At 68.4% G+C, this 18168-nt stretch carries 17 protein-coding genes and 1 tRNA gene; 6 read left to right on the plus strand and 12 right to left on the minus strand.

All coding sequences use genetic code 11. The features are described 5' to 3' along the window. The first annotated feature begins 52 nt into the window (after positions 1-52). Both BJQ94_RS12710 and BJQ94_RS12715 read left to right on the plus strand, forming a co-directional pair. Entirely contained in the window at positions 53-415 is a 363-nt protein-coding gene (locus BJQ94_RS12710; RefSeq protein WP_265397967.1) for a hypothetical protein, read from the plus strand. A 3-nt stretch (positions 416-418) separates the two neighbouring features. Beyond that, the gene (locus tag BJQ94_RS12715) at positions 419-748 is read left to right on the plus strand and encodes a DUF1905 domain-containing protein (protein ID WP_265397968.1); all 330 of its coding nucleotides are present in this window, start codon (positions 419-421) and stop codon (positions 746-748) included. Between the two features lie 71 nt (positions 749-819). Here the strand turns inward: BJQ94_RS12715 and BJQ94_RS12720 are convergent, their stop codons facing one another. From BJQ94_RS12720 to BJQ94_RS12730, 3 genes are all read right to left on the minus strand, one after another. Next, positions 820-1797, minus strand: coding sequence for a ribose-phosphate diphosphokinase (locus BJQ94_RS12720; RefSeq protein WP_265397969.1), 978 nt, complete (start codon positions 1795-1797; stop codon positions 820-822). Beyond that, the gene (gene glmU, locus BJQ94_RS12725) at positions 1798-3222 is read right to left on the minus strand and encodes a bifunctional UDP-N-acetylglucosamine diphosphorylase/glucosamine-1-phosphate N-acetyltransferase GlmU (protein ID WP_265397970.1); all 1425 of its coding nucleotides are present in this window, start codon (positions 3220-3222) and stop codon (positions 1798-1800) included. A gap of 21 nt (positions 3223-3243) precedes the next feature. Next, positions 3244-3315 (minus strand) — tRNA-Gln (locus BJQ94_RS12730). Between the two features lie 105 nt (positions 3316-3420). On the opposite strand from BJQ94_RS12730, the gene BJQ94_RS12735 reads away from it, so the two are divergent. Next, complete coding sequence (locus tag BJQ94_RS12735) at positions 3421-3912, plus strand: MarR family transcriptional regulator (protein WP_265397971.1); 492 nt, start codon at positions 3421-3423, stop codon at positions 3910-3912. Between the two features lie 4 nt (positions 3913-3916). Here the strand turns inward: BJQ94_RS12735 and BJQ94_RS12740 are convergent, their stop codons facing one another. The 9 genes from BJQ94_RS12740 to rsmI form a co-directional block, all read right to left on the minus strand. After that, positions 3917-4579 (minus strand): ABC transporter permease subunit, encoded by a 663-nt coding sequence (locus BJQ94_RS12740; RefSeq protein ID WP_265397972.1) that lies wholly within the window; start codon positions 4577-4579, stop codon positions 3917-3919. Beyond that, positions 4579-5619, minus strand: a complete 1041-nt coding sequence (locus tag BJQ94_RS12745; RefSeq protein ID WP_265397973.1) for a methionine ABC transporter ATP-binding protein — start codon at positions 5617-5619, stop codon at positions 4579-4581. The genes BJQ94_RS12740 and BJQ94_RS12745 overlap by 1 nt, the downstream gene beginning before the upstream one ends. Before the next feature lie 72 nt (positions 5620-5691). Further along, complete coding sequence (locus BJQ94_RS12750) at positions 5692-6588, minus strand: MetQ/NlpA family ABC transporter substrate-binding protein (protein ID WP_265397974.1); 897 nt, start codon at positions 6586-6588, stop codon at positions 5692-5694. 309 nt (positions 6589-6897) lie between these two features. Continuing rightward, positions 6898-8703 carry an ABC-F family ATP-binding cassette domain-containing protein gene (locus tag BJQ94_RS12755; RefSeq protein ID WP_265397975.1) on the minus strand — a complete coding sequence of 602 codons (1806 nt, stop codon included), beginning with the start codon at positions 8701-8703 and terminating at the stop codon, positions 6898-6900. Between the two features lie 48 nt (positions 8704-8751). Beyond that, on the minus strand, positions 8752-9687 hold the full coding sequence (locus tag BJQ94_RS12760) for a 4-(cytidine 5'-diphospho)-2-C-methyl-D-erythritol kinase (RefSeq protein ID WP_265397976.1): 936 nt from the start codon (positions 9685-9687) through the stop codon (positions 8752-8754). A 61-nt stretch (positions 9688-9748) separates the two neighbouring features. Continuing rightward, positions 9749-10630 carry a 16S rRNA (adenine(1518)-N(6)/adenine(1519)-N(6))-dimethyltransferase RsmA gene (rsmA, locus tag BJQ94_RS12765; protein WP_265397977.1) on the minus strand — a complete coding sequence of 294 codons (882 nt, stop codon included), beginning with the start codon at positions 10628-10630 and terminating at the stop codon, positions 9749-9751. Beyond that, on the minus strand, positions 10627-11574 hold the full coding sequence (locus tag BJQ94_RS12770) for a TatD family hydrolase (protein ID WP_265398000.1): 948 nt from the start codon (positions 11572-11574) through the stop codon (positions 10627-10629). Before BJQ94_RS12770 ends, rsmA begins: the two co-directional genes overlap by 4 nt. Position 11575: 1 nt before the next feature. Next, positions 11576-13138 (minus strand): methionine--tRNA ligase, encoded by a 1563-nt coding sequence (gene metG / locus BJQ94_RS12775; protein WP_265397978.1) that lies wholly within the window; start codon positions 13136-13138, stop codon positions 11576-11578. Between the two features lie 66 nt (positions 13139-13204). Beyond that, positions 13205-14080, minus strand: a complete 876-nt coding sequence (gene rsmI / locus BJQ94_RS12780) for a 16S rRNA (cytidine(1402)-2'-O)-methyltransferase (RefSeq protein WP_265397979.1) — start codon at positions 14078-14080, stop codon at positions 13205-13207. Between the two features lie 39 nt (positions 14081-14119). On the opposite strand from rsmI, the gene BJQ94_RS12785 reads away from it, so the two are divergent. From BJQ94_RS12785 to BJQ94_RS12795, 3 genes are all read left to right on the plus strand, one after another. Then, entirely contained in the window at positions 14120-15712 is a 1593-nt protein-coding gene (locus BJQ94_RS12785) for a phospholipid carrier-dependent glycosyltransferase (protein ID WP_265397980.1), read from the plus strand. Positions 15713-15902: 190 nt separating this feature from the next. Then, positions 15903-17003: an acyl-CoA desaturase gene (locus tag BJQ94_RS12790; RefSeq protein ID WP_265397981.1), complete on the plus strand. Its 1101-nt coding sequence runs from the start codon at positions 15903-15905 to the stop codon at positions 17001-17003. Positions 17004-17098: 95 nt separating this feature from the next. Further along, positions 17099-18112, plus strand: a complete 1014-nt coding sequence (locus BJQ94_RS12795; protein ID WP_265397982.1) for a putative sulfate exporter family transporter — start codon at positions 17099-17101, stop codon at positions 18110-18112. The last annotated feature ends 56 nt before the right edge of the window (positions 18113-18168 follow it).

Genomic DNA, 18168 nt, shown 5'->3' on the forward strand with positions numbered 1-18168 from the left:
TCCGCACGGGGAACAGTTCCCGTCGGCGGGTCTGATTTACTGGATGGCACCTATGAGCGAATTTCATCCCGAGCTGTCCGGCTACGAACCGAACGATTCCTCCCGGCCCCTGCGCGGCCGGCGGATGGTGCTGCTCACGCGCGTCGTCGTGGTGCTGGGCCTCGTCGCCCTGGTCGTGCCCGGCGTGCTGACCGGCCTCAGCATCGCCTCGGCCACAGCGGTGCGGGCCTGCAGCCAGGCCGTGGCGCGCTACTACCCACTGTCGGAGGGTTTCGACGCCCGGTTCGAGGTGAGCGGGGCAGGCGGCTTCGGCTGGCAGTGTTACGCGATCGACCAGAACGAGCGCCAGACCTTCGTGCTACCGCTGGGCATCATCCCCGGTCCGTTCCGGCCGCCGGCCACGAGCGTGTCCTAGCCGATGAGCCCCGACAGCGACGGCAGGCTCCCCACCGGGCCCACCTTCACCTTCACCACGACGCTGTGGAACACCGAGAGCATGAACGCCTGGGTCTTCGTGTCGCTTCCACAGGACCAGTCCGCGGACATCCGTGACCTCACCGACGGACTGCGCACCGGATTCGGCTCACAGCGGGTGCGGGTCGCCCTGAACGGCTCCCGGTGGGAGACCTCGATCTTCCCGGAGAGCGGGTCGGGCCGGTTCGTGTTGCCGGTGAAGAAGGCCATCCGCACGGCCGAGGGAATCGATGTGGGCGACTCGGCGACCTTCACCGTCGAACTCGTGCTCTGACGACGGCCCGGAAACGACGCCGACCGGCCCCGAGAACGGGACCGGCCGGGCGAAGCAGTGGTACGGATGCGTTACGCGGCGCCCTCGAACATCGACGTGACGGAACCCTCGTCGAAGACCTCGTGGATGGCGCGGGCCAGCAGCGGCGCGATCGGCAGCACGGTCAGCGTGGGGAAACGCTTGTCCTCGGGGATCGGCAGGGTGTCGGTGACGACGACCTCCTGGATGGCCGGGTTCTGCAGCAGGTCGAGCGCGGGCGGGCTGAACACGGCGTGCGTCGCGGCCACGACCACGCCGATGGCGCCGGCGGCCACGAGAGCCTCAGCGGCCTGCACGATGGTGCGGCCGGTGTCGATCAGGTCGTCGACGATCAGGCAGACGCGGCCCTTCACGTCACCGACGATCTCGTGCACGGTGATCTGGTTGGGCACCAGCGGGTCGCGGCGCTTGTGGATGATGGCCAGCGGGGCGCCGAGCTTGTCGCTCCAGATGTCGGCGACACGCACCCGGCCCATGTCCGGAGACACGATCGTGAGGGTGGACGGGTCAAGCTTGGCGCGGAAGTGCTCGAGGAGCACCGGCATGGCGAAGAGGTGGTCGACAGGGCCGTCGAAGAAGCCCTGGATCTGGGCGGCGTGCAGGTCGACCGACATGATGCGGTCGGCGCCGGCGACCTTGAACAGGTCGGCGACGAGGCGGGCGGAGATCGGCTCGCGGCCGCGGCCCTTCTTGTCCTGGCGTGCGTACGGGTAGAACGGGGCGACCACGGTGATGCGCTTGGCCGACGCACGCTTGAGCGCGTCCACCATGATGAGCTGTTCCATCAGCCACTCGTTGATCGGGTTGGTGTGCGACTGGATGACGAAGGCGTCGCAACCGCGCACACTCTCGTCGAATCGGGCGTAGATCTCACCGTTCGCGAAGGTGCGCGCGTCGGTGGGGATCAGCTCCGAATCAAGCTCCGCGGCGATGTCGATAGCGAGTTGTGGATGCGCTCGCCCCGAAATCAGCACCAATCGCTTTTCGCCGCTGCTCTTGATTCCAGGCACCTAGTCTCCGCTCTGTGACGCGGCTATCGCCGCGTCTGTTCCCGGCCTGTTGGTCTCTACCCAACCGACCATATTGCGTTGCGGAGCCACGTTGATCGCGAGCGAGCCGGCCGGCACGTCCTTGCGGACGACCGTTCCGGCGCCCGTGTAGGCTCCGTCTCCAATCCTAATCGGCGCGACGAACACGTTGTGCGACCCGGTGCGCACATGCGACCCGATCACGGACGGGTTCTTGTTCACGCCGTCGTAGTTCGCGAAGATCGTGCCGGCCCCGACGTTGGAGTGCACACCGACCGTCGCATCGCCGACGTAGCTCAGGTGCGGAACCTTGCTGCCCTCGCCGATGACGGCGTTCTTGGTCTCCACGAAGGTGCCGATCTTGCCGTCGGCGCCCAGCCAGGTGCCCGGCCGCAGGTAGGCGAACGGGCCGACGGTGGCACCGGCGCCGATCACCGCGAGCGTGCCGTCGGTGCGCTTCACCGTGGCTCCCTCGCCGATCTCGCAGTCCAGCAGGGTGGTGTCCGGCCCGATGGTGGCGCCGGTGGCCACGGTGGTGGAGCCGAGGATCTGAGTGCCGGGCAGCACGGTCACATCGTTCGCGAGGGTCGCCTTGAGGTCGATCCAGGTGGTGGCGGGGTCCTGCACGGTCACGCCGGCCAGCTGCCAGCCGCGCACGATGACGGCGTTGAGCTTGGCGGCGGTGTCGCTGAGCTGGGCCCGGTCGTTGATGCCGGCGACGAGCCAGGCATCCGCGACGGGCACGGCCCGCACCTCGGAGCCGGCGGCGCGCAGCAGCCCGATCACGTCGGTGAGGTACTTCTCGCCCTGCACGTTGTCGGTGGTGAGCCTGGCCAGCTGGTCGCGCAGCTCGGACAGGCCGAAGAGGTAGACGCCGGCGTTGATCTCGTCGACGGCGCGTTCGTCTTCACTGGCGTCCTTGTGCTCCACGATGCGGTCGAAGCCGCCGTCGACACCGCGGATGATGCGCCCGTAGCCGGTGACGTCGCCGGGGAACGCCGACAGCACGGTGGCCGACACGGCCCGCTCCCGGTGTGCCTCGATGAAGTTGGTGAGGGTGGCGGCGTTCAGCAGCGGCACGTCGCCGCTGATCACGAGCACGTCACCGTCGAAGTCGGCCGGCAGGGCGGCGACGGCCTGCTCAACGGCACGGCCGGTGCCGGGGATCTCGTCCTGGTCGACGAGCAGGCTCTCCGGCAGGTCGAGGGTCACGAGCTCGGCGAGGCGTTCGCGTTCGTGGCGCAGCACGGTCACGACGTACGCGGCATCCAGCGCCCTGGCGGTCGCCAGCACGTGGCTGATGATCGGCAGGCCGGCCAGCGGATGCATGAGCTTCGGCAGGCTGGACTTCATGCGGGTGCCCTGCCCTGCGGCGAGCACGATGACGGCGAGACGGGAATCGGTCACGGGTTTCCTCTCAACTGCGAGCTCCGCCGCCAGGACTCGAACCTAGACCTAACAGCTCCAAAGGCTGTCGTGCTGCCATTACACCACGGCGGATTGCTCCGGCTTTCAGGCCGGGCAACGCAGTCAAGTCTGCCAGATGTGCGACGCCCCGGGCGTCATCGGCCCGTTCCGGCCCGGTAAAGGCCGGATAATGAGTGAATGCCTGCGAATGACGAAGTCGACCGGATCGTTGATGCCTGGCTGCGCGAACGCCCCGACCTGGATTTCGCACCCCTGCAGGTGTTTTCCCGCGTCGCCCGGCTGAGCAAACATCTGGACCGCGCCCGGCGCACAGCGTTCTCCCGCTCCGAACTGGACTCCTGGGAATTCGACGTGCTCTCGGCCCTCCGCCGCGCCGGCGCGCCCTACGAGCTGAGCCCGAAGCTGCTGCTGCAGCAGACCCTGGTCTCCAGCGGCACCATGACCAACCGCATCGACAGGCTCGTCGAACGCGGCCTGGTGACCAGGCGCACCGACCCCAACGACGGCCGCGGCATCTTCGTGGGCATGACGGCGGGCGGTCTCACCCGGGTGGATGCCGCGATCACCCGCCTGGTCGACGCCGAGGCCGCCCTGCTGGAGAGCCTCTCCGGCGCCGACCAGGAGCGCCTGGCCGCGCTGCTCCGCCGCCTGAGCCTGGACTTCGACTAGCGGGTCAGCGCCGCAACGCCTTGCGGGCCAGCCAGTTTCCGAGGAACTGCACCAGCTGCACCAAGACGATGATCAGCAGCACGGCCGCCCAGGTGACGACGGGGTCGAACTGGCGCCAGCCGTAGAGCAGCGCGAACGCGCCCAGCCCGCCGCCGCCGACATACCCGGCCACGGCCGACATGTCCACGAGCGCCACAAAGATGAAGGTGTAGCCGAGGATCAGCGGGCCGAGGGCCTCGGGCAGCAGCACCGTGAAGATGATGCGGATCGGGCCGGCACCCACGCTGCGGGCCGCTTCGATCACGCCGGGCGTCACGGTGAGCAGGTTCTGCTCAGCGATCCGCGCCATCGCGAACATGGCGGCGAGGGCGATCGTGAAGATCATCGCGTTGTTGCCGATGCCGGTGCCCACCACGGCGCGGGTGAGCGGTTGCACGGCCGCCAGGAAGATGATGAACGGGATGGGCCTGATGGTGTTGACGAGCACGTTGAGCACGCCGAACACGCCCCGGTTGGCCAGGATGCTGCCCGCCCGGGTGAGGTAGAGGCCGAGGCCGACGACCAGGCCGCCGAACCCGCCGAAGAGCAGGGTGAGGCCGACGATGTACAGGGTCTCGCCTGCAGCCTTCCAGAATTCGGGCAGCAGGTCGATGAGGGAGTCGAACATCAGCGCACCTCGGTGACTGTGGTGAGCGCGCGCACCCGGTCGAGCGCGGCGTCGATGGTCGCGTCCTCCCCGGTCAGCGTGAGGGTGAGGTGGCCGAACGGGCGGCCCTGGATCTCGTTGATGCCGCCGTAGACGACCTGGAACGCGACGCCGTCGCGGGAGAACTCACCGAACACCCGGGTCTGGTCGACCGTGTCCTCGCGGAAGGCGAGGGTGACGATGCGACCGGTGTGGCGGGCGCGCAGCACGGCCAGCTCCGGCACGGAGGGCAGCCCCTTCACCACCGTCGAGACGAACCGGGCGGATGCCGCCTGTTGCGGATTGGAGAACACGTCGAACACGTCGCCGCGTTCGATGATGCGGCCCTTGTCCATCACGGCGACCTTGGTGGCCAGCGTCTGGATGACATCCATCTCGTGGGTGATCACGATGATCGTCACCCCGAATTCGCGATTGACCCGGCCGAGCAGTTCGAGCACCTCGTGGGTGGTCTCCGGGTCGAGGGCGCTGGTGGCCTCGTCGGCCAGCAGCAGGGCCGGCGACGTGGCCAGAGCGCGGGCGATGCCCACGCGCTGCTTCTGACCGCCGGAGAGCTGGTCCGGGTAGGAGCCAGCCTTGTCGGCCAGGCCCACGAAGTCGAGCATCTCGGCGACGCGCGTGGCGCGACCGGCCTTGTCGCGGCCGGCGACCTCGAGCGGATACGCCACGTTGCGGGCGACGGTGCGGGAGTTCAGCAGGTTGAACTGCTGGAAGATCATGCCGATGCCGAGCCGAACCGGCCGCAGCTCCCGCTCGGGCAGGCCGGCGACGTCACGGCCGTCGATGAGGATCTGCCCGGCGGTGGAGCGCTCGAGCACGTTCACCAGGCGCACGAGGGTGCTCTTGCCCGCCCCGGAGTAGCCGATGATGCCGTAGACGTCGCCGGCGTCGACGGTGAGGCTCACGTCGTCGATGGCCGTCACATCCGGTGCGCCCTTGACGGTGGCCGGGTACACCTTGCTGACATTTCTCAGTTCGACGAGCGGGGTTGGTGCGGGCATATCGGTCCTTCGGTTGGAACGTGGAAAGGCCGGCCGCTCCTCGCGGGGAGGAGCGACCGGCCGGGGTGGGGCCTACTTCTGTGCGGCGGTGTCTTCCTCGACCGTGGCCAGGGCGGCCTGCAGGTCGGCGGCCGACGTGGTCGCCAGCACGGCGGATCCGCCGGAGACGTCGAGCACGCCGTCAGTGACGGCCTTCGTGGTCTGGAAGATGTCGACGAGCTTCGCGTAGGTCTTGTTGTCCTTGTCCTCGGCGCGGGTGGCGAACACGTTCACGTACGGGAGGGCGGACTCGTCGGAGGGGTCGTCCTTGATGAGGGCGTCCTCGAACTTGAGTCCGGCCTTCTCGACGAAGTCGTTGTTGATGACCGCGGCGTCGACATCGGGCAGCGAGGTCGCGGTGAGCGAGGCCTCGAGCGCCGTGACGGTGACCTTGGACTTGTCGGTGTCGACGTCGTCGAGGGTGGTGAAGATGGATCCGCCGTCTTTCAGGGTCACCAGGTCGGCGCTCTGCAGCAGGAGGAGGGCGCGGGCCAGGTTGCTCGCGTCGTTCGGGACGGCAACGGTGTCGCCCTCACCGAGGTCGGCGATGTCGGTGATCTTGGTGGAGTACAGGCCGAGCGGGTAGATCGCGGTCGCGCCGATGGGCGTGAGGTCCTCGCCGCTGGAGACGTTGTAGTCGGCCAGGTAGACCAGGTGCTGGAACTGGTTGATGTCGATGTCGCCGTTGGTGAGGGCGGGGTTGGGCTGGGTGTACTCGGCGAAGTCGACGATCTCCACCGTGATGCCCTCGGCCGCCGCGGCCTCGGTGTAGTCGGCCCAGTACGGGTCGCTGGCCCCGACGACGCCGATCTTCACGGTCTCATCGTCAGCGCCTCCGGATGCACCGGCGCAGCCGGCGAGCAGGGCCACGACGGGCACGACGGCCAGGGCCGCCCAGAGGTTCTTCTTCTTCAGGATTTTCGCGCTCACGCTGATCTCCACGTTTCATGTCATGTTTCGCTGTGTGACTCCACCGGTGCGGGCGGAGTGTGCGCCGGGCACGACGAAGAGATCACAAACTTCGGGACTTATGGCACAGGGCATCCACGGGATCTACGCGTGGGAACTGTGCCGCTGCGTCGCGTGGCACTCTTCTACGGTATCCGCAGAACGCACGACGCCTGAACCACGCAGACACACAACGTCACAGATACTGCGACCACAACCGCCCAGTCACAGGAACTGCGAACTGGGCGGCGGGTCTTGCAACCGGGGGTGCCGGCCGATGAAACAGATGGATCACTTCTCGAGCAGCACCGAGAGTTCCACCCAACGGGTTTCGAAGCCGGCGACGGCGTCTTCGGCCGCGGTGACCTCGGCGGTGAGCTTGCCCAGGCCCGCGTAGTCGCTCTGGTCGTGCGCGGCAAGGGTGTTGTGCAGTTCCTTGATCTTGGCCTGCTGCTTGGCCACCTTGCGATCGATCGAGGCGAGCTCCTTCTGCGCGTTCCGCAGCTCGGCGCCGCCGAGCGCCGGCTTGCCGGAGGACTTGACGCTGGCGGAGGTCGGCGAGGCCGCATCCGCGGTGAACGAGCCGCCGGCGACCTGGCGCTTGCGGAGCTCCAGGTACTGGTCGACGCCGCCGGGCAGGTGGTGGAACCCGCCCTCCGAGACCGCGTACTGGTTGTCGGTGACGCGCTCGATCAGGTACCGGTCGTGCGAGACCACGAGCAGCGTGCCGGGGAAGGAGTCGAGCAGGTCCTCCATAGCCGCGAGCATGTCGGTGTCCAGGTCGTTGGTGGGCTCGTCGAGGATGAGCACGTTCGGCTCGTCCAGCACGATCAGCAACAGCTGCAGACGGCGCTTCTGGCCACCGGAGAGGTCCTTGACCTGGGTGGAGAGCTGCGCGCTCATGAAGCCCATGCGCTCGAGCATCTGCCCGGGCGTGATCTCCTTGCCGCCGGCCATGTACGAGGTGCGCTGGCGGGCGATGACGTCGCTGACGCGGTCGTTGCGGATGTCGTCCAGTTCGAACAGCTGCTGGGTGAGCACGGCGACCTTGATGGTCTTGCCGCGCTTGACCTTGCCGCTAGTGGGCTCGAGGGTGCCGGCCACGAGGTTGAGCAGCGTCGACTTGCCGGCGCCGTTGACGCCGAGGATGCCGGTGCGCTCGCCCGGCGCGATCAGCCAGGTGATGTCGTTGAGCACGGTCTTCTCGCCGAAGGTGACGGTGATGTCGACCAGGTCGACCACGTCCTTGCCGAGGCGCTGCATGGCCATCGACTGCATCGACACGGTGTCGCGGGGCGGCGGCTCGTTCTCGATCAGTTCGTTGGCGGCGTCGATGCGGAACTTGGGCTTGGCGGTGCGGGCCGGGGCTCCGCGGCGCAGCCACGCCAGTTCCTTCTTCATCAGGTTCTGGCGCTTGCCCTCCATCACGGCGCTCATCCGGTCGCGCTCGACGCGCTGCAGGATGTAGGCGGCGTAGCCGCCCTCGAACGGTTCGATCAGGCGGTCGTGCACCTCCCAGGTCATGTTGCAGACCTCGTCGAGGAACCACCTGTCGTGGGTGACGACCACGAGGCCGCCGGAGTTCTGCGCCCAGCGGTTCCTGAGGTGGCCGGCGAGCCAGGCGATGCCTTCGACGTCGAGGTGGTTGGTGGGCTCGTCGAGGAAGACCACGTCGTGGTCGCCGATGAGCACCTGGGCGAGGGCCACCCGGCGGCGCTGGCCACCGGAGAGGTCGTCGACGAGGGTGTCCCAGGGGATGTCGCGGACGAGGCCCGCGATCACGTCGCGCACCTTCGCGTCGCTGGCCCAGACGTGCTCGTCGATGCCGCCGACGATGGTGTGGCCGACGGTCTGGCCGTTGACGAGGTCGTCGGACTGGTCGAGCACGCCGATGGTGACGCCGCGTCGGCGGGTCACCCGGCCGGAATCGGGCTCCATGCGGCCGGCGAGCAGGCGCAGGAGGGTGGACTTGCCGTCGCCGTTGCGGCCGACGATGCCAATGCGGTCACCCTCGTTCAGTCCGGCGGTGACGCTGTCGAAGATGACGCGGGTGGGAAATTCAAGGTGCAGGGACTCGGCCCCGAGCAAATGTGCCATAGGGTTCGAGCCTAGCCGTCGCAGCTGGGAGCCGAGACCGCCGATCTGCTACGTGGTGAGGATGCGGGCGCCGTGCACGGGGCCGGTGGCGCGCACCACGTGCAGGCGGGCGGCACTCAGCGCCACCTGCAGCTCGAGGGCGGCGTCGGTGTCAGGCACGAGGAACGCCACGGTGGGGCCGGAGCCGGACAGGATGCCCGCCAGCGCGCCGTTCGCCTCGCCGAGCTCGAGCACCCGGCCGAGACCGGGCGCCAGCTGCAGCGCCGGCGCCTGCAGATCGTTGTGCATCGACTCGGCGAGCATGGCCGGGTCGCCGGCGCGCAGCGCCTGGAGCACATTGGAGTCGACGGTGGGCTGCTGCTGGGCGGGGAAGATGTCCTGGGCGTGCCGGGTGCGGTGCCGGTCGAGCTCGCTGTAGACCGAGGGCGTCGACATTCCGAACTCGGCCAGGGCGAGCACCCAGTGGAACTGGCCCTTGGCCAGCGCCGGGCTGAGCTGGTCGCCGCGGCCGGTGCCGATGGCGGTGCCGCCGGTCACGGCGAACGGCACGTCGGCGCCGAGGGTGGCCGCGATCTTCAGCAGCTCTTCCTTGCCGATGTCGGTTCCCCAGAGTTCGTCGCAGGCCAGCAGCGTGGCCGCCGCATCCGCTGAGCCGCCGCCCATGCCGCCGGCGATGGGCACGTTCTTGTCGATCTCGAGGTGCACGCCGCCGCGGAAACCGGTGGCCGTGGCCAGCGCGCGGGCCGCCTTGATGGCGAGGTTGCTGCCGTCGACGGCCAGGGCCGAGGTGTCGATCGACCCGGTGAAGGCGACGCTGAAGTCATCGGCGGCCGTTGCGCGCACGTCTTCGTAGAGTGAGACGGCCTGGAACGCCGTTGCGAGGTCGTGGTAGCCGTCGTCCATCACGGCGCCCACCTTGAGGAAGACGTTGATCTTGCCCGGTGCCCGCGCATGCACAACCGGTGAGGTCGCCGTGTTGGTCATGTTTCTAACCTAGCCCAGCGCCGTGCACGCCCCGGTCGCACTCCCCCGCCGCCGTGACGGTTCAGGACGCCAGCCAAGCCCTGGCGATGGCCAGGAAGTCGTGCACGGTGAGCTGCTCGCCGCGTTCGGTGGGGTCGATGCCCGCTGCCGTGAGCACCGCGGAGGCCTCGGCGGAGCCGCCGAGCACGGTGGAGAGCGACTGCCGCAGCATCTTGCGGCGCTGCTGGAAGGCCCCGTCGACGAGCGCGAACGTGGCCAGGCGCAGCTCCTCGGATTCGAGGTCCGCGCTGCGGCGCTCGAAGGCGATCAGGATGGAATCGACGTTGGGGACCGGCCAGAACACCTGCCGGCTCACCTTGCCCGCGGTGCGGAACTGCCCGTACCAGGCGGCCTTGACGCTGGGGCTGCCGTAGATCTTGGACCCGGGCGCGGCGGCGAGGCGCTCGCCCACCTCGGCCTGCACCATCACCACGCCGGTGCGGATGGAGGCGAAGTGCTCGAGCATGTGCAGCAGCACGGGCACCGACACGTTGTACGGCAGGTTCGCCACGAGCCGGGAGGGGTCGCCGGGCAGTTCGGCGATCTTCAGGGCGTCGGCACGGATGACCGTGAGCGCGGCGCCCGGCTGCATGAGCTGCACGGTGAGCGGCAGCTGCTCGGCGAGACGGTCGTCGATCTCGACGGCCACGACGGCGGCGCCCACCTCGAGCAGCCCCAGGGTGAGCGAGCCGAGGCCGGGCCCCACCTCCACCACGGTGTCACCGGGCTGGACCGCGGCCACCTTCACGATGCGCCGAACGGTGTTGCCGTCGAGAAGGAAGTTCTGGCCGAGCTTCTTGGTCGGGTTCACCCCGAGCAACTCGGCGAGGTCGCGGATCTCGGCCGGCCCGAGCAGGGCGCCGGCGGAGGGGTCTTTGTCAGACTTGTGGGCAGATTCGGTCATGCGAGGCCTCCGGCCGGGCTGATGCTGGGGTCTCGGGTGGGGTCGGTCAACACCACGGGTTCCGCATCCCAGCGGCCGTAGACGAGTTCGGTGTTCGAGGTGATCTGCGCGGCGAGCACCGAGACATCCGTGGCCAGGTGCTCGGCCATGGCTCGCAGCGTGTGCGGCAGCAGGTAGGGCGCGTTGGGCCGGCCCCGGTGCGGTGTGGGAGTGAGGTAGGGCGCGTCGGTCTCGACCAGCAGCAGCTGCCGGGGCGCCACCGCCAACGCCTCCCGCAGGGTGGCGGCGTTCTTGAAACTCACCGGTCCGGCGAAGGACATGTACCAGCCGTGCTCGGCGCAGAGCCTGGCCAGGTCGGCGCCGCCGGAGAAGCAGTGGAAGACCGTGCGTTCGGGCGCGCCGACCCGCAGCAGGGTCTCCACGACCTCGTCGTGGGCGTCGCGGTCGTGGATCTGCAGCGCCAGGCCGTGCCGCTTGGCGATCTCGATGTGCGCCTCGAAGGAGCGGAACTGCGCGGCTCTGCCCTCTGCTTGAGTGCGGAAGAAGTCCAGCCCGGTCTCGCCGATGGCGACCACGCGGGGCCGGCCGGCGAGCTCGTCGATCACCGCGAGGCCCTCGTCGAGGGTGCCGGCGGTCTCGAGGTCCGGCGCGTCGTTGGGGTGGATGGCGACGGCGGCGAGCATCCGCGGTTCGCGGGCGGCCATTTCGGCCGACCAGCGCGAGGTGGCCACGTCTGTGCCCACCTGGATGACGCCGCGAACGCCGACGCTGGAGGCCAGGTCGAGCTGCTCGGCCACCGAGAGCGGGGTGCTGCCGTCGCTGATCTCGAGGTGCGTGTGGTTGTCGTACACGCCGACGACCAGCGGCACCGGGGCGGGCGGGTAGACCAGGTCCCGCCCCGCTGTCGCCTCGCGCGAGCGGATGTGCGTGGTGCCGTCAGGCAGGTTAGCCAACAGTGGCCTCGATGCGGGGGAACAGGGCGGACAGCGGCGACACGTGGGTGCCACCGGTCCACTCCCAGGCCCGGTCGATACGCTGGTCTTCCACAACACCGGTGCCGCCCAGGGCGGTCCACAGCGTCGCGGTGGCCTGCGGGGTCACCGGCGAGAGCAGCACGGCGAGCGTGCCGAGGCCCCGCACCACGGTGTGCAGCACGGTCTCGAGGCGCGCGCGATCCTCGGGGTTCTTGGCCAGGGCCCAGGGCTCCTGCGCGGTGATGTAGCCGTTGAGCTCGTCGACGAGTTCCCAGACCGAGGCCAGGGCCTCGTGCAGGGCGAACCTGTCGATGGCCTCGCCGGCGGCTTCGGTGACCCGGATTTCCGTGGCGCGGATGGCGGCATCCGCCTCTGTGGGGGTGCCGGCGGCCGGGATCTCGCCGTCGCAGTAGCGCACGACCATGGCGATGACGCGCGAGGCCAGGTTGCCGAAACCGTTGGCGAGCTCGGACTGGTACCGGGCGGAGAGGTCCTCCCAGGAGAACGAACCGTCCTGGCCGAAGCTGATGGCGCGCATGAAGTAGTACCGGAACGTGTCGGAGCCGAAGACGTCGGTGATCTGGTTCGGGGCGATGCCGGTGAGCTTGGACTTGCTCATCTTCTCGCCGCCGACGAGCAGCCAGCCGTGGCCGAAGACCTTGGTGGGCACGGGAAGCCCGGCGGCCAGCAGCATGGCGGGCCAGATGACGGCGTGGAAGCGGAGGATGTCCTTGCCGACGATGTGGGTGGCCGGCCAGAGGCGGCTGAACTTCTCGTCGTCCTGGCCGTAGCCGGCGGCGGTGATGTAGTTGAGCAGCGCGTCGAACCACACGTAGACCACGTGGCTGTCGTCCCAGGGCACCTTGATGCCCCAGTCGAAGCTCGAGCGCGAGATCGACAGGTCGGAGAGGCCCTGCTTGACGAAGGAGATGACCTCGTTGCGGGCGGACTCGGGCTGGATGAAGGTGGGGTCGGCCTCGTACAGGGCCAGCAGCTGGTCGGTGAAGGTGCTCATGCGGAAGAAGTAGTTCTTCTCGTGCAGCAGTTCGACCGGGATGGAGTGGATGGCGCAGACCTGCTGGCCGGTGTACTCGCCGGTGCCGTCGACGAGGTCGCTGGGCTGCTTGTACTCCTCGCAGCCCACACAGTAGAAGCCCTCGTACTCGCCCGTGTAGATGTGTCCGGCGTCGAAGAGGTGCTGCAGGAACTTCTGCGCGTTGACCTCGTGGCGCACGTCAGTGGTGCGGATGAAGTCGTCGTTCTTGATGTCGACAGTCTCCAGCAGCGGCTTCCACGCGGTCTCGACCAGACGGTCGGCCCATTCCTTGGGGGTGACCCCGTTGGCGGTGGCGGTGCGCAGGATCTTCTGGCCGTGCTCGTCGGTGCCGGTGAGCAGCCAAGCGTGCTCCCCACGCTGGCGGTGCCAGCGGGCAAGGACATCCGCGGCCACCTCCGTGTAAGCGTGCCCGATGTGCGGGACATCATTCACATAGAAAATAGGCGTGGTGATGTAAAAAGATGAGCCGTCGGACATGCTTTCATCTTATGGGGACGTGCCCAGCCCATCGACCCCGTTACGCCGCGCGCCGTGGCGGGCTAGTCAGAGCAGCGGCAGCTCGGGTTGCGGGGCGACCTTCGTGCGGGTCGCACCGGCCCCGGCGGCCTTGCCGGTGAGGGCCGCTTCGTACAGGTCGCGCTTGCCGAGGCCCGAGGCGGCGGACACATCGGCCGCGGCATCCTTGAGCCTGGCGCCGGCCGCGACGAGGGCCAGGACCTCCTCGACGCCGGTGGCGAGGTCGAGCACCCGGGCGGCGGCGCCGGCGACGACGATGCAGATCTCGCCGCGCACGCCCTCGGCGGCCCACTCGGCAAGCTCGGCGGCGGTGCCGCGCTTGACCTCTTCATAGAACTTGGTCAGTTCCCGGCAGACCACCACCCGGCGGTCGGCCCCGAGGGCGGCGGCGAGGTCGGTGAGGGAGGCGGCGAGCCGGTTGGGCGACTCGAAGAAGACCATGGTGCGGCGTTCGGTGGCCACCTCGCGCAGGGCCTGCATCCGCTCGCCGTGCTTGCGGGGCAGGAAGCCCTCGAAGGTGAACCTGTCGGTGGGCAGCCCGGAGACGGCCAGAGCCGTGAGCACCGCGGATGGCCCGGGCAGGGCAGTGACGAGAACGCCGGCAGTGATGGCGGCATCCACCAGGTGGAAGCCGGGGTCGGAGACCGTGGGCATGCCGGCGTCGCTGAGCACGAGCAGGTCGGTGTCGCGGGCCAGCTCCACGAGCTCGGCGGCCTTACCGCGCTCGTTGTGGTCGTGCAGGGCGATCAGCCGGGGCCGGTTCTCGATGCCGAGAGCCTTGAGCAGGTGCACGGTGACCCTGGTGTCCTCCGCGGCGATGACGGTGCTGGTGCGCAGCGCCTCGATGAGGCGGGTCGAGGCATCCCCGAGGTTTCCGATAGGGGTGGCAGCCAGAATGATCATGGTCCCAGTCTCGCAGCACCGGCTCACTACGATGGTCAGGTGCTTCCCACCCTCCGCGACACCGGCCCTGAGACCACCCGTCGGCCCGCCCTGTGGTCGAACCGCTGGGTTCGGCTTGCCGTGCCGGCCTTCGTGGTCCTCCTCGCCGCGGTGCTGCGCTTCTGGAACCTCGGCCACCCCGCCTCGCTGGTCTTCGACGAGACCTTCTACGTGAAGGACGCCTGGAGCCTGTTCAACAACGGCTACGAGTCCACCTGGCCCGAGGGCGCCGACGCCCTCTTCGCCGCCGGTCAGAGCAACATCTTCGGCACCGCGGCATCCTTCGTCGTGCACCCGCCGCTGGGCAAGTGGCTCATCGCCCTGGGCATGGCCGTCTTCGGCGCCGACAACCCGTTCGGCTGGCGGGTGATGACGGCGTTGATCGGCGTGCTCGCCGTCGTGCTGCTCATGCTCATCGCGCACAAGCTCTTCGGGTCGGTGCTGCTCGCGTCGATCGCCGGTTTCCTCTTCGCCATCGACGGCAACGCCATCGTGATGAGCCGAGTGGCCCTGCTCGACAACTATGTGATGTTCTTCGCGCTGCTCGGGTTCGGCGCTGTGCTGATGGACCGCGACCACCACCGGAAGCGACTGGCGGCCTGGATGGCCGAGAAACGGGACAACGAGGTTGAACCGACCTGGGGCCCGGCCCTGTGGTGGCGGCCGTGGGTGTTCGCGGCCGGCCTGGCCTTCGGGCTGGCCTGCTCGGTGAAGTGGTCTGGCCTGTACTTCCTGGCCGCGTTCGGCATCTACCTCGTGGTCGTCGACGCGCTCGCCCGTCGCCGGGCCGGGCTGCCGTTCTGGATCAGCGGCGCGATCCTCAAGCAGGCTCCGGTGACGTTCCTGCTGATGGTGCCGGTCGCCGTGGTCACGTTCATGGTCTCCTGGACCGGCTGGTTCGTCACCAGGGGCGGGTACTACCGGGACTGGGCCGACCAGGCGGGCCAGGCGTGGACGGGGGCGCTGGCCTGGGTGCCGCACTCGCTGCAGAGTTTCTGGCACTACCAGGCGGCCGCGTACGCCTACCACGTGGGCCTGGTGACGCCGCATCCGTATCAGGCGAACCCGCTGACCTGGCTGCTGATGACCCGGCCGACGAGCATGTACTACCAGGGCAGTTCCCTGGGCGAGAACGGCTGCGGCTACACCACCTGCTCTGAGGCGATCACGGGCATCGCCAACCCGATCATCTGGTGGGCGGCCACCGCGGCCATCCTCTACCTGGTCTACCGGCTGGCTCGCTACCGCGAGTGGCGGGTGGGCCTGATCCTGATGGGCATGGTCGCGGGCTACCTGCCGTGGCTGATGTACCTGAACCGCACCGTCTTCCAGTTCTATACGATCGCGTTCGAGCCGTACCTGCTCCTCGGGCTCACCCTGGTGATCGGGATGCTGCTCGGTGTGGGCCGGACACCGTCCGGCGGCACTGACAGGAACGAGACCGACAGGGACAACACCGCCGGCCTCGTCATCGTCGTGACGTTCCTGAGTGTCGCCGTGCTGGTGAGCGCCTTCTTCTTCCCGATCTGGACCGGCTCCCAGGTGCCGTTCGCCTTCTGGCAACTGCACATCTGGCTCCCCAGCTGGCGTTGATCAGCGGATTCACACTTATTGCAGACCGTGCATACATCTCGACGTATGCCAAAATTGGAATACATCGGCTGTTAAAGGCGTGTGAATTCACCACGATTTCGGTGCTTCGACCCGTAGGATATCCGGTATCTGCTTGACGAGTGTTTGCTCTACAACCGACTGAGAAGTCCAGATACAAACCAAAGGCCTCATGTCGGAAGCATCTGCCGCACCCACGGTGCGTATTGTCCGCACTCGCAAGGGTGGCGACTCCAAGAATCCCACCACCGAGTACTCGTCGCTGCTGCACACCGTGCGCAATCTGGGCCTTCTCGGCCGCCGCACGGGCTTCTACTGGGGCGTCTTCGCCGCCCTGGTGCTGATCACCGCCGGCCTCGGCGTGGGCTTCGTGCTGCTGGGCGACTCCTGGTACCAGCTGATCATCGCCGGCGTGCTCGGCATCATCCTCACCCAGTTCGCGTTCCTCGCCCACGAGGCCTCGCACCGGCAGGTCTTCGAGTCCGGCCCCGCGAACGACAGGGCCGGCCGCATCCTCGCGAACCTCTTCGTGGGCATCAGCTACGCCTGGTGGATGACCAAGCACAGCCGCCACCACGCCAACCCGAACGTGGTCGGCAAGGACCCCGACATCGACCCCGACGTGATCCGCTTCAACGAGAAGGACGCGTCAGAGGTCAACTGGATCACCTCGTTCATCACCCGCAAGCAGGGCTACCTGTTCTTCCCGCTGCTCACCCTCGAGGGCATCAACCTGCACATCCACGGCTTCAAGACCGTGTTCGGCAAGGGCAAGGTCGACAAGCGCTGGCTTGAGATCACCATGCTCACCACGCGCATCCTGGTCTACTTCGCCGTCATCTTCTACTTCCTGCCGCTGGGCATGGCGTTCGCCTTCATCGGCGTGCAGATGGCCGTCTTCGGCGTCTACATGGGCGCCTCCTTCGCCCCGAACCACAAGGGCATGCCGCAGCTGCCGCACGAGAGCAAGGTCGACTTCCTGCGTCGCCAGGTGCTCACCTCGCGCAACATCCGCGGCGGCACCTTCATGGACACCTTCATGGGCGGCCTCAACTACCAGGTCGAGCACCACCTGTTCCCGAACATGGCTCGCCCGCACCTGAAGAAGGCCCAGGAGATCACCAAGGAATACTGCGAGTCGAACAAGATCCTCTACACCGAGACCGGTCTGTTCGAGTCCTACGGCATCGTCATCGCCTACCTCAACAAGGTGGGCCTGGCCGCCCGCGACCCGTTCGACTGCCCGATGGTGCAGCGCTTCCACCACCGTTAGAGTCCAAGCACTCGCGAACCGTGAGTTGAGCCCCAATCCGGCGCCCGGGTTGGGGCTTTTCTCACGGTTCGCGAGCCGATCGGTAGGTTTGTGGGATGTGGATGTGGGGAGTTGCGGCCGCCGCGTGCGCGACGCTGGTCGCGTGGGGCGTGCATGCCGCCGTGCCCGCGGTGCCGTTGCTTACCGCGGCGGTGGTGCTCGGCATCGTGGTGGGGCAGCTGCCGGGGGTGCGCCCCGCGCTGACCGGCCCACTGAAGCCCGGCCTGTCCCTGGCGGCTAAACGCCTGATGCGGCTCGGCGTGGTGCTGCTGGGCCTCAAGCTCAGCCTGGTCGACATCGCGGGACTCGGCTGGCTCACCATCAGCACCACCGTGCTGATCGTGCTACTCACCTTCTTCGGCACCCTGTGGCTGGGCCGCCGGGTGGGCCTGCCAGGCAACCAGCCGCTGCTCATCGCCACCGGCTTCGCCGTCTGTGGTGCCTCCGCTATCGGCGCGATGAGCGGGGTGGTCAAGGCCAAAGACGAGGAGACCGCCACCCCGGTGGCGCTGGTCACCCTGTGCGGCACCCTCGCGATCGGCGTGCTGCCGCTGCTCTGGCATCCGCTGGGCCTGACGGACCTGCAGTTCGGCCACTGGGTGGGCGCCGGCGTGCACGACGTGGGCCAGGTGGTCGCCACGGCGCAGATCGCCGGTTCGGCGGCCCTCGCCGTGGCCGTGGTGGTCAAGCTCACCCGGGTGCTGATGCTTGCCCCGCTCGTGGCCGGCGTGGCCGTATACGAGCGCAGGAGGGTGGCCGTGGCCGCCGGCGGCCACGGCACCGTCGATCCGGTCGGCTCCCCCGCCGCCCGGCGTCCCCCTGTCGTTCCGCTGTTCGTCGCCGGGTTCCTGGCCATGGTGCTGGTGCGCACCTTCGTTCCGCTTCCGGCCACCGTGCTCGACATTGCGGACCTCCTGCAGACAGTGCTGCTGGCCATGGCCCTGTTCGGATTGGGCACCTCCGTGCGCCTGGCTTCGCTCCTGCGCACCGGCGGGCGTGCCCTCGGCGTGGGGCTGGCCTCCTGGCTGCTCATCGCGGTCCTGGCGCTGGCTGCCGTGGCCGTCAGCTGAGCCTGGCGCTGAGCCCGGGCTACGGATTTCACTCTGTTACGTCCGCCCGCTTCGGG

Origin of the sequence: Cryobacterium sp. SO2 (assembly GCF_026151165.2) — a bacterium.
Taxonomy (GTDB): Bacteria; Actinomycetota; Actinomycetes; order Actinomycetales; family Microbacteriaceae; genus Cryobacterium.

Coding starts and splice junctions, on each gene's coding strand:
- BJQ94_RS12710 (WP_265397967.1), top strand. CDS start 53: ATGAGCGAATTTCATCCCGAGCTGTCCGGCTACGAACCGAACGATTCC.
- BJQ94_RS12715 (WP_265397968.1), top strand. CDS start 419: ATGAGCCCCGACAGCGACGGCAGGCTCCCCACCGGGCCCACCTTCACC.
- BJQ94_RS12735 (WP_265397971.1), top strand. CDS start 3,421: ATGCCTGCGAATGACGAAGTCGACCGGATCGTTGATGCCTGGCTGCGC.
- BJQ94_RS12740 (WP_265397972.1), bottom strand. CDS start 4,579: ATGTTCGACTCCCTCATCGACCTGCTGCCCGAATTCTGGAAGGCTGCA.
- BJQ94_RS12745 (WP_265397973.1), bottom strand. CDS start 5,619: ATGCCCGCACCAACCCCGCTCGTCGAACTGAGAAATGTCAGCAAGGTG.
- BJQ94_RS12755 (WP_265397975.1), bottom strand. CDS start 8,703: ATGGCACATTTGCTCGGGGCCGAGTCCCTGCACCTTGAATTTCCCACC.
- BJQ94_RS12760 (WP_265397976.1), bottom strand. CDS start 9,687: ATGACCAACACGGCGACCTCACCGGTTGTGCATGCGCGGGCACCGGGC.
- rsmA (WP_265397977.1), bottom strand. CDS start 10,630: ATGACCGAATCTGCCCACAAGTCTGACAAAGACCCCTCCGCCGGCGCC.
- metG (WP_265397978.1), bottom strand. CDS start 13,138: ATGTCCGACGGCTCATCTTTTTACATCACCACGCCTATTTTCTATGTG.
- rsmI (WP_265397979.1), bottom strand. CDS start 14,080: ATGATCATTCTGGCTGCCACCCCTATCGGAAACCTCGGGGATGCCTCG.
- BJQ94_RS12790 (WP_265397981.1), top strand. CDS start 15,903: ATGTCGGAAGCATCTGCCGCACCCACGGTGCGTATTGTCCGCACTCGC.
- BJQ94_RS12795 (WP_265397982.1), top strand. CDS start 17,099: ATGTGGATGTGGGGAGTTGCGGCCGCCGCGTGCGCGACGCTGGTCGCG.